This window comes from Streptomyces sp. CGMCC 4.7035, from assembly GCF_031583065.1.
GTDB classification, from domain to species: domain Bacteria; phylum Actinomycetota; class Actinomycetes; order Streptomycetales; family Streptomycetaceae; genus Streptomyces; species Streptomyces yaanensis.
Genome location: NZ_CP134053.1, coordinates 5,445,142 through 5,458,450 on the forward strand (window position 1 = coordinate 5,445,142; position 13,309 = coordinate 5,458,450).

8 protein-coding genes are annotated in these 13,309 nt (G+C 70.4%); 4 read left to right on the top strand and 4 right to left on the bottom strand.

Translation table 11 applies throughout. The annotated features are described in order from the left end of the window. Positions 1 to 260 precede the first annotated feature (260 nt). Together Q2K21_RS23765 and metH are read right to left on the bottom strand one after the other, a co-directional pair. On the bottom strand, positions 261 to 962 hold the full coding sequence (locus tag Q2K21_RS23765; protein ID WP_310774858.1) for an HAD family hydrolase: 702 nt from the start codon (positions 960 to 962) through the stop codon (positions 261 to 263). A gap of 657 nt (positions 963 to 1,619) precedes the next feature. After that, the gene (gene metH, locus Q2K21_RS23770) at positions 1,620 to 5,144 is read right to left on the bottom strand and encodes a methionine synthase (RefSeq protein WP_310774859.1); all 3,525 of its coding nucleotides are present in this window, start codon (positions 5,142 to 5,144) and stop codon (positions 1,620 to 1,622) included. A 271-nt stretch (positions 5,145 to 5,415) separates the two neighbouring features. Here metH and Q2K21_RS23775 point away from each other — a divergent pair, with 271 nt between their 5' ends. The 4 genes from Q2K21_RS23775 to Q2K21_RS23790 all read left to right on the top strand — a co-directional run bounded on the left by Q2K21_RS23775 (position 5,416) and on the right by Q2K21_RS23790 (position 10,621). Then, positions 5,416 to 6,180, top strand: a complete 765-nt coding sequence (locus tag Q2K21_RS23775) for an IclR family transcriptional regulator (protein ID WP_310774860.1) — start codon at positions 5,416 to 5,418, stop codon at positions 6,178 to 6,180. Between the two features lie 414 nt (positions 6,181 to 6,594). Further along, a complete protein-coding gene (locus tag Q2K21_RS23780) occupies positions 6,595 to 7,383 on the top strand; it encodes an MIP/aquaporin family protein (RefSeq protein ID WP_310774861.1) in 789 nt (262 codons plus the stop codon). A gap of 85 nt (positions 7,384 to 7,468) precedes the next feature. After that, positions 7,469 to 9,007, top strand: a complete 1,539-nt coding sequence (glpK, locus tag Q2K21_RS23785; protein WP_310774862.1) for a glycerol kinase GlpK — start codon at positions 7,469 to 7,471, stop codon at positions 9,005 to 9,007. Positions 9,008 to 9,013: 6 nt separating this feature from the next. Next, on the top strand, positions 9,014 to 10,621 hold the full coding sequence (locus tag Q2K21_RS23790; RefSeq protein ID WP_310774863.1) for a glycerol-3-phosphate dehydrogenase/oxidase: 1,608 nt from the start codon (positions 9,014 to 9,016) through the stop codon (positions 10,619 to 10,621). Between the two features lie 451 nt (positions 10,622 to 11,072). On the opposite strand, the gene mtnK is transcribed toward Q2K21_RS23790, so the two are convergent. Next, positions 11,073 to 12,233 carry an S-methyl-5-thioribose kinase gene (gene mtnK / locus Q2K21_RS23795; protein ID WP_310774864.1) on the bottom strand — a complete coding sequence of 387 codons (1,161 nt, stop codon included), beginning with the start codon at positions 12,231 to 12,233 and terminating at the stop codon, positions 11,073 to 11,075. A 21-nt stretch (positions 12,234 to 12,254) separates the two neighbouring features. Continuing rightward, positions 12,255 to 13,301 (bottom strand): ABC transporter permease, encoded by a 1,047-nt coding sequence (locus Q2K21_RS23800; protein ID WP_310774865.1) that lies wholly within the window; start codon positions 13,299 to 13,301, stop codon positions 12,255 to 12,257. Positions 13,302 to 13,309: the final 8 nt, after the last annotated feature.

The following is a 13,309-nucleotide window of genomic DNA, read 5'->3' on the forward strand; positions in this document are numbered from 1 at the left end:
TTGCGGACGCACCGAAAGACCGGTCGGGGAAGGATTCGTGCAGCGTTTCACCAATCGGGACACAAGGGCACGCCGCGCCCGCCCGAAAGGGGCGGAGCAGCACACGAGGGGACCGCTGTCGACCCCCTTGCGCGTGGTGAACGTCACATTCCCAACTGTGCGGGTGGCCGCCGGAATTCGGCCTGGTGACCGGTTATTAATTCGGTCGGCCGGACAGTCCGCGGCAATGTGTCCATTCGAGATGCACGCTGGGTGAACGCCTAGCGCATTTCCGTCATCAAACCCTGCAGAAATGGCAGGTCGACCTCTTCCAGTGAGGTCACGACAGTGCGGCCCGCGGCGGGTGCGATGGGGGTGACCGAGGGCACGGCGACGACTCGGCAGCCCGCGGCCTCGGCGGCCGCGACGCCGGTCGTGGTGTCCTCGATGACCGCGCAGCGGCCGGGTTCGGCGCCGAGTCCGGCAGCCGCCAGCAGATACGGGTCCGGGAACGGCTTGGTGCGCTTCACTTCGTCGCCCGCGACCGTCAGCGCGAAGTACTGCGGGCCGATCGAGGCCAGGATGCGGTCGATGATGCGGCGGTGCGAGGCGGAGACCAGGGCGGTGGGGATCTCGTGCGCCGCGAGTTCGGCCAGCAGCCGGGCGGCGCCAGGCATCAGCGGCAGCGTGCGGCCGATGCGGTCCTCGAACCCGTCGTTGAGGAGCACGGTGAGCTCGTCGAGGGTGATGTCGGCGCCGGTGGCCTCGATCAGGAAGCCCGCGCTGCGCGTCATGGGGCCGCCGACCACGACGTGGCGCCAGGATTCGTCGAGCGCGTGGCCGAGGCCGGCGAAGACCTCGACCTCGACGTCCCACCAGAACCCTTCGGTGTCCACCAGGGTGCCGTCCATGTCGAGAAGCACGGCCTGCAGTGCGGAGCCTTCGGCCGTACGGGTTCCGAGGGCGGGGACCGTGGTGGTCATCCGGCGTACCTCCTTCAAGGGACGACCAGGCCGGTTCCCGGAGAGGGAACCGGCCTGCGGGGGACCGACCAGTGTACGACTCCTGCGCGGAAAGTGCGTCGCGACACGGGAGCGACGGGCCGGCGGCCGTGGTCCACGCCCGTGGCGCGGACGCGCGAGGGCACCGGGCATGGACGCACGAGCGCCAGATGGCCCGGCCCGAGGGCCCCGAGTGTGGGCCCCCAAGGCCACCGGCCCGAGGCGTGTGGGGCGTGGGCGTACGAGGGCATCGGCGGCCACCCTGGGCCCAGCCTGGGGGCTCCCTGACCGCACCAGCACCGGCCAGGAGCCCCGCTGCGGGCCTACGAGGATGCCTTACGAGGCCGCCCCTGGGGCAAGGCGGCGGGGCCTTGGGCTGTCACGTCCTGAGCGGTGCCCTGGTACGCCCATGCTGCCCCACGCTTCTCGCCCCGGGCGTGGCCTGGGGCAAGCCCTTCGCTGTGGCCGTGCCGGACCCCGGCACGGTGGCGGGGTCCGGCACGGTGCCGGGTCCTAGCACGGTGGCGGGGTCCGGCACGGTAACAACGCGCCGGAGCGGGGCCGTGCGGGGCCCCGGCGCGGTGGCGGGCGCCGGAGCGCGCGTTGCGGGCGAGCTCCGGCGTCGGCCGCGCGGGTGCGCTACCGCGCGTTGAAGTACTTGGCCTCCGGGTGGTGGATCACGATCGCGTCCGTCGACTGCTCCGGGTGGAGCTGGAACTCCTCGGAGAGGTGGACGCCGATCCGCTCCGGCTCGAGCAGCTGGGCGATCTTGGCGCGGTCCTCCAGGTCGGGGCAGGCGCCGTAGCCGAGCGAGAAGCGGGCGCCGCGGTACTTGAGGGCGAACATGTCTTCCATGGCGTCCGGGTCCTCGCCTGCGAAGCCCAGTTCGGAACGCACGCGCGCGTGCCAGTACTCCGCCAGCGCCTCCGCCAACTGAACGGACAAGCCGTGCAGTTCGAGGTAGTCGCGGTAGGAGTTGGACTCGAAGAGCCGCGCGGTCTCCTCGCCGATGCGGGAGCCGACGGTGACGACCTGGAGGCCGACCACGTCGGTCTCCCCCGACTCCTCGGGGCGGAAGAAGTCGGCCAGGCACAGCCGGCGGCCGCGGCGCTGGCGCGGGAAGGTGAACCGGGTGCGTTCGTTGCCCTGTTCGTCCAGGATGATCAGGTCGTCGTCCTTGGACACGCAGGGGAAGTAGCCGTGGACGACGGCCGCTTCGAGGAGGTTGTCGGTCTGGAGCCGGTCGAGCAGGCCGCGCAGCCGGGGCCTGCCCTCGGTCTCGACCAGTTCCTCGTACGTCGGTCCCTCGCCCGTTCGTGCCTGCTTGAGGCCCCACTGGCCCTTGAACAGCGCGCCCTCGTCGAGCCAGGAGGCGTACTCCTTGAGGGGGATGCCCTTGACGACGCGGGTGCCCCAGAAGGGGGGCGTGGGCACGGGGTTGTCGGTGGCGATGTCCGAGCGGACGTGGCCTTCCTCGGGCCGTTCCTCGATCTCGACCGTGGCCGCCCGTACCCGCCGCTGCCTCAGCTCCGGCAGCTTCGCCCCGGGCACGCCCCGCTTGACCCCGATGAGGGCGTCCATCAGGCGCAGGCCCTCGAACGCGTCCCGGGCGTAGCGGACCTCGCCCTCGTACAGCTCGTACAGGTCCTGCTCCACGTACGCGCGGGTGAGAGCGGCGCCGCCGAGGATGACCGGGTAGGTGGCGGCGAGGCCCCGCTGGTTGAGCTCCTCCAGGTTCTCCTTCATGATCACCGTGGACTTGACCAGGAGTCCGGACATGCCGATGACGTCGGCCCTGTGTTCTTCGGCGGCGTCCAGGATCGCGGAGACCGGCTGCTTGATGCCGAGGTTGACGACGTTGTAGCCGTTGTTGGACAGGATGATGTCGACGAGGTTCTTGCCGATGTCGTGCACGTCGCCGCGCACGGTGGCCAGCACGATGGTGCCCTTGCCCTCGGCGTCCGACTTCTCCATGTGCGGTTCGAGGTAGGCGACGGCGGCCTTCATCACCTCGGCGGACTGGAGCACGAACGGCAGCTGCATCTGCCCGGAGCCGAACAGCTCGCCGACGACCTTCATGCCGTCCAGCAGTGTCTCGTTGACGATGTCGAGGGCGGGACGGTCCTGGAGCGCGTCGTCCAGGTCCGCTTCCAGGCCGTTGCGTTCGCCGTCGATGATGCGCCGCTTGAGGCGCTCCTCCAGCGGCAGCGCGGCGAGTTCCTCCGCCTTGCCGGCCTTCAGTGACTTGGCGGTGGCGCCCTCGAACAGCGCCATGAGCTTCTGCAGCGGGTCGTAGCCCTCGGTGCGGCGGTCGTAGACCAGGTCGAGGGCCGTGGTGACCTGTTCCTCGTCGAAGCGCGCGATCGGGAGGATCTTCGAGGCGTGGACGATCGCCGAGTCGAGGCCGGCCTTCACGCACTCGTCGAGGAAGACGGAGTTGAGCAGGATGCGCGCGGCCGGGTTGAGGCCGAAGGAGATGTTCGACAGGCCGAGCGTGGTCTGCACGTCGGGGTGGCGGCGCTTGAGTTCGCGGATCGCCTCGATGGTGGCGATGCCGTCCCCGCGGGACTCCTCCTGGCCGGTGCAGATGGTGAAGGTCAGACAGTCGATGAGGATGTCCTCCTCATGGATGCCCCAGTTGCCGGTCAGGTCGGCGATGAGCCGTTCTGCGATCTCGACCTTCTTCTGAGGGGTGCGGGCCTGGCCCTCCTCGTCGATGGTGAGTGCGATGAGCGCGGCGCCGTGCTCCTTGGCGAGCCGGGTGACCTTCGTGAACCGGGACTCCGGGCCGTCGCCGTCCTCGTAGTTGACGGAGTTGATGACCGCGCGGCCGCCGAGCTTCTCCAGTCCGGCCTCGATGACGTCGACTTCGGTGGAGTCGAGGACGATGGGCAGGGTGGATGCGGTGGCGAACCGGCCGGCCAGTTCCTCCATGTCGGCGACGCCGTCGCGGCCCACGTAGTCGACGCACAGGTCGAGCATGTGCGCGCCCTCGCGGATCTGCTCGCGGGCCATCTCCACACAGTCGTCCCAGCGGCCTTCCAGCATGGCTTCGCGGAACTTCTTCGAGCCGTTGGCGTTGGTGCGCTCGCCGATCGCCAGGTACGAGGTGTCCTGCCGGAACGGCACGGTCTGGTAGAGGGAGGCGGCGCCGGGCTCGGGCTGCGGGTTGCGCTCCACGGGCGTGAGGTCGCGGACGCGTTCGACGACCTGGCGCAGGTGCTCGGGGGTGGTGCCGCAGCAGCCGCCGATCAGGGAGAGTCCGTAGTCGCGGACGAAGTTCTCCTGCGCGTCGGCCAGGCCCTCGGGGCCGAGCGGGAAGTGCGCGCCGTCCTTGGTGAGGACGGGCAGGCCGGCGTTCGGCATGCACAGCAGCGGGATGCGGGAGTGGCGCGTCAGATAGCGCAGGTGTTCGCTCATCTCGGCGGGGCCGGTCGAGCAGTTCAGGCCGATCATGTCGATGCCGAGCGGTTCCAGCGCGGTCAGCGCGGCGCCGATCTCGGAGCCGAGCAGCATCGTGCCGGTGGTCTCGAACGCCATCGAGCACAGCAGGGGCACCTCGATGCCGGTGGCTTCCATCGCGCGCCGGGCGCCGAGGATCGAGGCCTTGGTCTGGAGCAGGTCCTGGGTGGTCTCGACGATCAGGGCGTCCGCGCCGCCGGCGAGCAGTCCCTCGGCGTTGGCCTGGAAGCCGTCGCGGATCGTGGTGTAGCCGATGTGGCCGAGGGTGGGCAGCTTGGTGCCGGGGCCGATCGAGCCGAGGACCCAGCGGGGGCGGCCGTCATCGCCGACGTACCGGTCCGCCACCTCGCGGGCGATCCGGGCGCCCGCCTCGGACAGTTCGTACACGCGGTCCGCGATGTCGTACTCGGCCATGGCCGCGTGGTTTGCGCCGAACGTGTTGGTCTCGACGCAGTCGACGCCCACCGCGAAGTACGCCTCGTGGACGGAGCGGACGATGTCGGGGCGGGTCAGGTTCAGGATCTCGTTGCAGCCCTCGAGGCCCTCGAAGTCCTCCAGCGTAGGGTCCTGGGCCTGGAGCATCGTGCCCATCGCGCCGTCGGCCACCACGACACGGGTGGCGAGGGCTTCCCGGAGGGCTTCGGTTCGGGTCCGGGCGTCGGTGGCGGCGGACGAAAGGGACGTGTTCGGCAACGAGGCCATGGAAGATGCTCCCTGGAGTGCGACGGCTGTCGGCTTTGCGCTTCCCATGGAAGACGCACGCGGTCAGGGTAGCCCGCGGCGGGCCGTACGGTCAGGGGGCGTCCACGGGGCGGACGGGTGTTGCCCGCGTGGCCGGGGTCGGGATTCCGGCGATAGGGATGGCGACCACCCATTAGCGGGAGGTCGGCAACGACCGGTAGTGTTCGACATTGCCGAACGTCGGTATAAGAACGTCGGCCGACGGTCGAAGGGGACGGAGGGCAGGAGGGCGATGGCACGGAACATCCAGTCGCTCGAGCGGGCGGCCGCGATGCTGCGGCTGCTCGCGGGTGGCGAGCGACGGCTCGGCCTGTCGGACATCGCCTCGTCGCTGGGCCTGGCCAAGGGGACGGCCCACGGCATACTCCGTACGCTCCAGCAGGAGGGGTTCGTCGAGCAGGACACGGCCTCGGGCCGCTACCAGCTGGGCGCCGAGCTGCTGCGGCTGGGAACCACATATCTCGACGTGCACGAGTTGCGGGCGCGTGCCCTGGTGTGGACGGACGATCTGGCCCGTTCCAGCGGGGAGAGCGTCTATCTGGGGGTGCTGCACCAGCAGGGCGTGCTGATCGTGCACCACGTGTTCCGGCCCGACGACAGCCGGCAGGTGCTGGAGGTAGGGGCCATGCAGCCGCTGCATTCCACGGCCCTCGGCAAGGTCCTGTCGGCGTACGACCCGGTGGCGCACAGCGAGGTCCTGGAGGCCGAGCGCAAGCCGTTCACCCCGCGGACCATCAGCGAACTGGAGCAGTTCGAGCACGTTCTCGACATCACGCGCGCGCGTGGGTACGCGGCCGACGTCGAGGAGACCTGGACCGGCGTGGCCTCGGTCGCCGCACCCATCCACGACCGGCGGCGGATGCCGGTGGGCGCCGTGGGCATCACCGGCGCCGTGGAGCGCGTGTGCCAGGACGGGGAGCTGCGCCCCGAACTGATCGCGGCGGTACGCGACTGTGCCCGCGCGGTGTCGAGGGACCTGGGCGCCGGACGGTTCTGAAGCCCCGCGGCGAAGGGGCGCACTCCATCACAGGCCGGTACGGCGTCGCCGTACCGGCTCTTTCGCCTGCCCGCGGGCCGCGGCGGCATCCCCTCACCAGGCGACGCGGCAGGCCTTCGCGGGGGTGCTCGCGGCGACGAGACGTGCCTGGTCGTACGCGGTGCGCGCGTGCCTCAAGATCGATAACTCGCAGCGATCAATAACGATCGCGCTTTCGATAACAGGACTCTTGACGACGCGCCGAACCTGGAGCGAGACTCCCGTCCATCGGTCGGCATTGTCGAACACCTACCGGCAATACGCGCTAGAGTGTGACAACGCCAAGGGCCGGCATCGCTCTCACCCCTGAGGGCGCGGACCACCGGAGGGACCCGGGGTTCGCCTTCCCCTGGACGAAGGACAAAGGAGTCGCGGGTGTCCAGCTCCGACATCTTCATCGGCGAGACCATCGGTACCGCCATACTCATCCTGCTGGGCGGCGGCGTCTGCGCCGCGGTCACACTGAAGGCCTCCAAGGCCCGTAACGCCGGTTGGCTCGCCATCACCTTCGGGTGGGGTTTCGCCGTCCTCACGGCGGTTTACACCTCGGCACCCCTCTCCGGTGCCCACCTCAACCCCGCCGTGACGCTCGCACTCGCCATCAAGGACGGCGACTGGAGCAACGTCCCGGTCTACTGGGCCGGACAGCTGCTCGGCGCCATGATCGGTGCGGCCCTGGTCTGGGTCGTCTACTACGGCCAGTTCCAGGCCCACCTCACCGACCAGGAGATCGTCGGCGGCCCGGGCGCGCAGGCCACCAAGGCCGCCGAGGCTCAGGAGGCCCAGGCCGGCCCGGTGCTGGGTGTCTTCTCCACCGGCCCGGAGATCCGCAACGTGGTGCAGAACGTCGCCACCGAGGTCATCGGCACGATCGTGCTGGTGCTCGCGGTCCTCACGCAGGGCCTCAACGACAAGGGCAACGGCCTCGGCACCCTGGGCGCTCTGGTCACCGCGCTCGTGGTCGTCTCGATCGGCCTCTCCCTGGGCGGCCCGACCGGCTACGCGATCAACCCGGCCCGTGACCTCGGCCCGCGTATCGTGCACGCTCTCCTCCCCCTGCCCAACAAGGGCGGTTCCGACTGGGGCTACGCCTGGATCCCGGTCGTCGCTCCGCTGATCGGCGGCGCGATCGCCGCAGGCATCTACAACGTCGCTTTCGCTTGATCACACTGAGCTGTACCCAGGTATTGCTGAAAGCACCGCGCCGTAAAGACCGCCCCTCTTATCCACGGAACTTCAGGAGCACACCGTGACCGACGCACACACCGCCGGCCCGTTCATCGCCGCCATCGACCAGGGCACGACCTCTTCGCGCTGCATCATCTTCGACCGGGACGGCCGTATCGTCTCCGTCGACCAGAAGGAGCACGAGCAGATCTTCCCGAAGCCGGGCTGGGTGGAGCACAACGCCACCGAGATCTGGACCAACGTTCAGGAGGTCGTCGCCGGAGCCGTCGAGAAGGCCGGCATCACCCGCGACGACATCAAGGCCATCGGTATCACCAACCAGCGCGAGACCACCGTGCTGTGGGACAAGAACACCGGTGAGCCCGTCCACAACGCCATCGTCTGGCAGGACACCCGTACCGACGCCCTGTGCAAGGAGCTCGGCCGCAACGTCGGCCAGGACCGCTTCCGCCGCGAGACCGGTCTGCCGCTGGCCTCGTACTTCGCCGGTCCGAAGGCCCGCTGGCTGCTGGACAACGTCGAGGGCCTGCGCGAGCGCGCCGAGGCCGGCGACATCCTCTTCGGCACCATGGACACCTGGGTCATCTGGAACCTGACCGGCGGTGTCAACGGCGGCCACCACGTCACCGACGTGACCAACGCCTCCCGCACCCTGCTCATGAACCTCCACACGCTGGAGTGGGACGAGAAGATCGCCGAGTCCATCGGCGTCCCGCTCGCGATGCTGCCGGAGATCCGCTCGTCGGCCGAGGTGTACGGCGAGATCACCGGCGGCAAGCTGGGCGACCTGCTCGGTGGCATCCCGGTCGCCTCCGCGCTCGGCGACCAGCAGGCGGCCCTGTTCGGCCAGACCTGCTTCTCCGAGGGTGAGGCCAAGTCCACCTACGGCACCGGCACCTTCATGCTGATGAACACCGGTGAGAAGATCATCAACTCCTACTCGGGCCTGCTGACCACGGTCGGCTACCGGATCGGCGACGAGAAGCCGGTCTACGCCCTGGAGGGCTCGATCGCCGTCACCGGCTCCCTGGTGCAGTGGATGCGCGACCAGATGGGCCTGATCAAGACCGCCGCCGAGATCGAGACGCTCGCGCTGTCGGTCGAGGACAACGGTGGCGCCTACTTCGTGCCCGCCTTCTCCGGTCTCTTCGCCCCGTACTGGCGCTCCGACGCCCGCGGTGTCATCGCCGGCCTGACCCGGTATGTCACCAAGGCGCACCTCGCGCGCGCCGTCCTGGAGGCCACGGCCTGGCAGACCCGCGAGATCACCGACGCCATGACGAAGGACTCCGGCGTCGAGCTCGCGGCCCTCAAGGTCGACGGCGGCATGACCTCCAACAACCTGCTGATGCAGACGCTGTCGGACTTCCTGGACGCGCCGGTGGTGCGCCCGATGGTCGCCGAGACCACCTGCCTCGGCGCCGCCTACGCCGCCGGTCTCGCCGTCGGCTTCTGGACCAACACCGACGACCTGCGCGCCAACTGGCGCCGGGCCGCCGAGTGGACCCCCAACCTGGACGCGGAGACCCGCGACCGTGAGTACAAGAACTGGCTCAAGGCCGTTGAGCGGACCATGGGCTGGATCGAGCACGAGGAGTAATTCGCGATGACCACCCTGCAGAGTGTCCCGGCTCTTGGGACGCATCCGGCGTACGGCTCCAACCCGAGCCGCGCCGAGACCCGGGAGCAGCTGTCCAAGGCGACATACGACCTCCTGGTGATCGGCGGCGGGATCCTGGGCATCTCCACGGCCTGGCATGCCGCGCAGTCGGGCCTGCGGGTGGCGCTGGTGGACGCCGGCGACTTCGCCGGCGCCACCTCCTCCGCCTCCTCCAAGCTGCTTCACGGCGGTCTGCGCTACCTGCAGACCGGCGCGGTGAAGCTGGTGGCGGAGAACCACTTCGAGCGCCGTGCGGTCTCCCGTCAGGTGGCTCCCCACCTGGCGAACCCGCTCACGTTCTACCTCCCCGTGTACAAGGGCGGGCCGCACGGCGCGGCGAAGCTCGGGGCGGGCGTCTTCGCCTACTCCGCGCTGTCGGCGTTCGGTGACGGCGTCGGCCACCTGCTCTCGCCGGCCAAGGCACAGCAGGACGTGCCGGAGCTGCGCACCGAGAACCTGAAGGCCGTGGCCGTCTACGGCGACGACCAGATGAACGACGCGCGCATGGCGCTGATGACGGTCCGCGCGGCCGTCGAGGCGGGTGCGGTCGTCCTCAACCACGCCGAGGTCACCGGGCTGCGCTTCACCAAGGGCCGGGTCACCGGCGCCGAGCTGAAGGACCGGACCTCCGGCGACGAGTTCGGTGTCGACGCCCGGCTGGTGCTGAACGCGACCGGCCCCTGGGTCGACCACCTGCGCCGGATGGAGGACCCGAACGCGGCCCCATCCATACGCCTGTCCAAGGGCGTGCACCTGGTCCTCAAGCGCACCTCCCCCTGGAAGGCCGCGCTCGCGACGCCGATCGACAAGTACCGCATCACCTTCGCCCTCCCCTGGGAGGACATGCTGCTGCTCGGTACCACGGACGAGGAGTTCGAGGGCGACCCGGCCGATGTCTCGGTCAACGAGAAGGACATCGCCCAGATCCTGGACGAGGCCGCCTTCTCCGTCCGTGACCAGCAGCTCCAGCGCGATCTGATCACCTACTCGTTCGCCGGTCTGCGCGTGCTGCCGGGCGGTCCCGGCGACACCGCCAAGGCCAAGCGCGAGACCGTCGTCACCGAGGGCAAGGGCGGGATGCTGTCGGTGGCGGGCGGCAAGTGGACGACCTTCCGGCACATCGGCCGTACGGTCATGCAGAAGCTGGAGGCGCTGCCGGGCCGCCCGCTCGGCGACGACTTCGAGCCGATCTCCTCGCTGCCGAAGAAGCTGCCGCTGCCGGGTATCGCCAACCCGCGCGCGGTCGCGCACCGGCTGGTCGTCGACGGTCCGGCGCCGGGTCCGCGCATGGCGCCCGACACGGCCAAGCACCTGGCCACCCACTACGGTTCGCTGGCCTTCGACATCGCGCGGCTGGCCAACGAGAACCCGGAGCTGGGCGAGCGCGTCCACCCGGACGCCCCGGAGATCTGGGCGCAGGTCGTCTACGCCCGGGACCACGAGTGGGCCGAGACGGCGGACGACGTGCTGCGCCGCCGTACCACGCTGACGATCCGGGGCCTTGCCACGGACGAGGTGCGCGGCAAGGTGCAGGACCTGCTCGACAAGAAGTAGACCCTCCGTCGGCCACTCCCCTGACCGGGCCGACGCGACCGAGGACCGGCCCCGCCGCACCGGGGCCGGTGCACCACGAGAGGGGCGACTCCACGCCGACGGAGTCGCCCCTCTCGCGTGCCGGCTGCCGCACTGTCACAGCGCCGCCCATGCCCCGCACGGACACGGGCGCCGGCGCGCGCACATGCGCGGCACAGGCACGGAGGCACGGGCCCGGTCGCGGGCCCGGGGCGCGGGCGCGGGAATGGGCACGGGCGCGGGCGCGGGGCAGGGCGCGGGCACGCGGCACGGACGCGGGAATGGGCACGGGCGCGGGGCACGGGCGCGGGAATGGGCACGGGCGCGGGGCACGGGCGCGGGATTGGGTGCGACGAGTCGGTGTGGGCCCGCGTCGTCATCTGCCCGGCGCGCTCGCGGTGGCCGTCCCCCGGTCTCGGCTGTCCTGACGGTGTCAGACGAGCGCCCGGATGTCCTGCGGTGACGTCAACCGCTCGCGCCGCACGATCAGTTCGCGTCCCAGCACCAGCGCCCGGCGGGACGCCGGTACCGGGTCGGGCAGGGTCGTGAGGTCCGTCAGATGGGCGAAGCCGATGATGCGGCGGATGATCTCGGTGCCCGCGAAGCCGACGGACTCCGTCCAGACGCGGCGCAGGAAGCGGTCGAGGTAGGCGTCGTCGAAGAAGGTGTCGACGCGGGCCGGCCACAGGCGGCGGAACTCCGCCTCGAACGCCTCCCAGGACAGGCGGAGCTGGTCGCCGTGGTCGGTGAGGGTGCCGAGCGCGCGGGCCCGCTCCTCGGACACGAGCGCGTTGGCCCAGTACAGCCCGAGGTCGAAGCCGATCGGGCCGACGAAGGAAAACTCGGGGTCGAAGACCCGTACGACGTGCGCGCCGTCGCGTTCGCCGACCATGATGCTGCCGGTGTGCAGGTCGCCGTGGAGCAGGGACTGCGCACTGGTCATGAAGGTGTGGCGGAGGTCGGCCACCTCCGTGCGCAGCCGGGTGTCGGCGCGGAACTCGGCGGCCAAGTCGTCGAGTCCGGGGTGCCAGTGGTTGTGCTCGTGCTCGATGTACGGCTCAGACAGCACCACATCCTCGGTGATCTTGCACAGCTCCGGGTTGACGGAGGCGGCGATCAGCGCCTTGCGCTCGGCGGAGGGCATGCCGAAGTCGCTGGTGGCGAAGGAGAGCTGGGCGACGAGCTCACCGATGCGGGCCGAGGTGTGCGGGCCGTAGGAGCCGCCCTCGTTGAGGACCGTGCGCAGGACCCCCAGGTCGGACAGGTCCTCCATGACGAGGGCGTAGTTGTCGGCGTCGTAGCCGTGGATCGCGGGGATCTTGTCCGGGGCGACCTTGGCGAGCTGCTCGTAGGCGCGGGCCTCGGCGTCGGCGCGGTCGGGGCTCAGCGGCCAGGAGGGGCCCGCGACGCGGACCCACGGCAGGGCCTGCTTGACGGCGACGCTGCGGTTGCCGGCGGTGTCGGAGGCGAGGAACACGCGGTTCACGTTGCCGTCGGAGACCTCGCGGACGTGGATGTCGTCGATGTCGTCCCAGTGGCCGCGCTCGCGCAGGTAGGCGGGGACGTCCTCGGTCTCCAGGATGCGGTAGCCCATCGTGTCGGTTTCCTCGTCGGGTCAGGCGGTGCGGCGCTTGGACAGGGTGAAGCTGAAGACCAGGGCGAGGATGAGGACCGCGCCCTCGACGACGTCCTGGGTGTAGTAGGGCAGGCCCTTGATCGTCAGGCCGGTGGTGATGATGCCGATCAGGACGGCGCCCAGGGCCGTGCCCCACACGTTCGGCCGGCCGCGGCCGAGGACCGAGGTGCCGACGAGTGCGACCGCGACCGCCTCCAGGAGCTGGGAGCTTCCGGCCGAGACGTCGCCCTGGCCGATGCGGGAGGCCAGGATGAGGCCGCCGACGGAGGCGAGGACGCCGGACAGGACGTACGCGAGCGCCCGGTAGGCGCCGACGCGGATGCCTGCCAGGCGGGCGGCCTCGGGGTTGGCGCCGATCGCGTACAGCACCCGGCCCCAGCGGGTGCGGGCGAGGAACACCCAGGCGGCGATCGTCAGCGCGGCGAAGATCAGCACGGAGACGGGCACCCCGAGGACCGTGCCGCGGTCGATGCGCAGGAAGCCCTCGGTGAACCGTCCGGGCGCCGTGGTGCCGTCGGACCGCGTCATACCGGGGGTGACGGACTGGCCGTCGACCAGGACGAGTTTGGAGCCCTGGATCACGAACAGGGTGCCGAGTGTGGCCAGCATGTCGGGGATCTTCAGGACGACGATCAGCAGCGCGTTGAGCAGGCCCACGAGCGCGCCCGCCGCGAGGACGGCGAGGACGGCGACCGTGCCGACCTGGTTGTAGATCACCATCGTCTGGGCGGCGACGGAGACGCCGAGTCCGGCGACCGCGCCGACGGACATGTCCATTCCGCCGATGGCCAGGGTGAGGGTGACGCCGAGGCCGAGGATCGCGGCGACGGAGACGTAGCGGAGGGTGTCGAGGAGCGTCGCCGACTCGCGGAACGACGGCTCGCTCAGCGCGAAGTACGCGAAGAGCGCGACCGTGACGAAGATGAAGCCGTACTTGATGACGGCGTTCTGGATGCGCGGGGCGGCGGGGGCGAGGGACGGGGTCGGTGTCTGCACGGCCGTGTCGGCGCTCTGGGTCGTGGTCATGTCGGCTT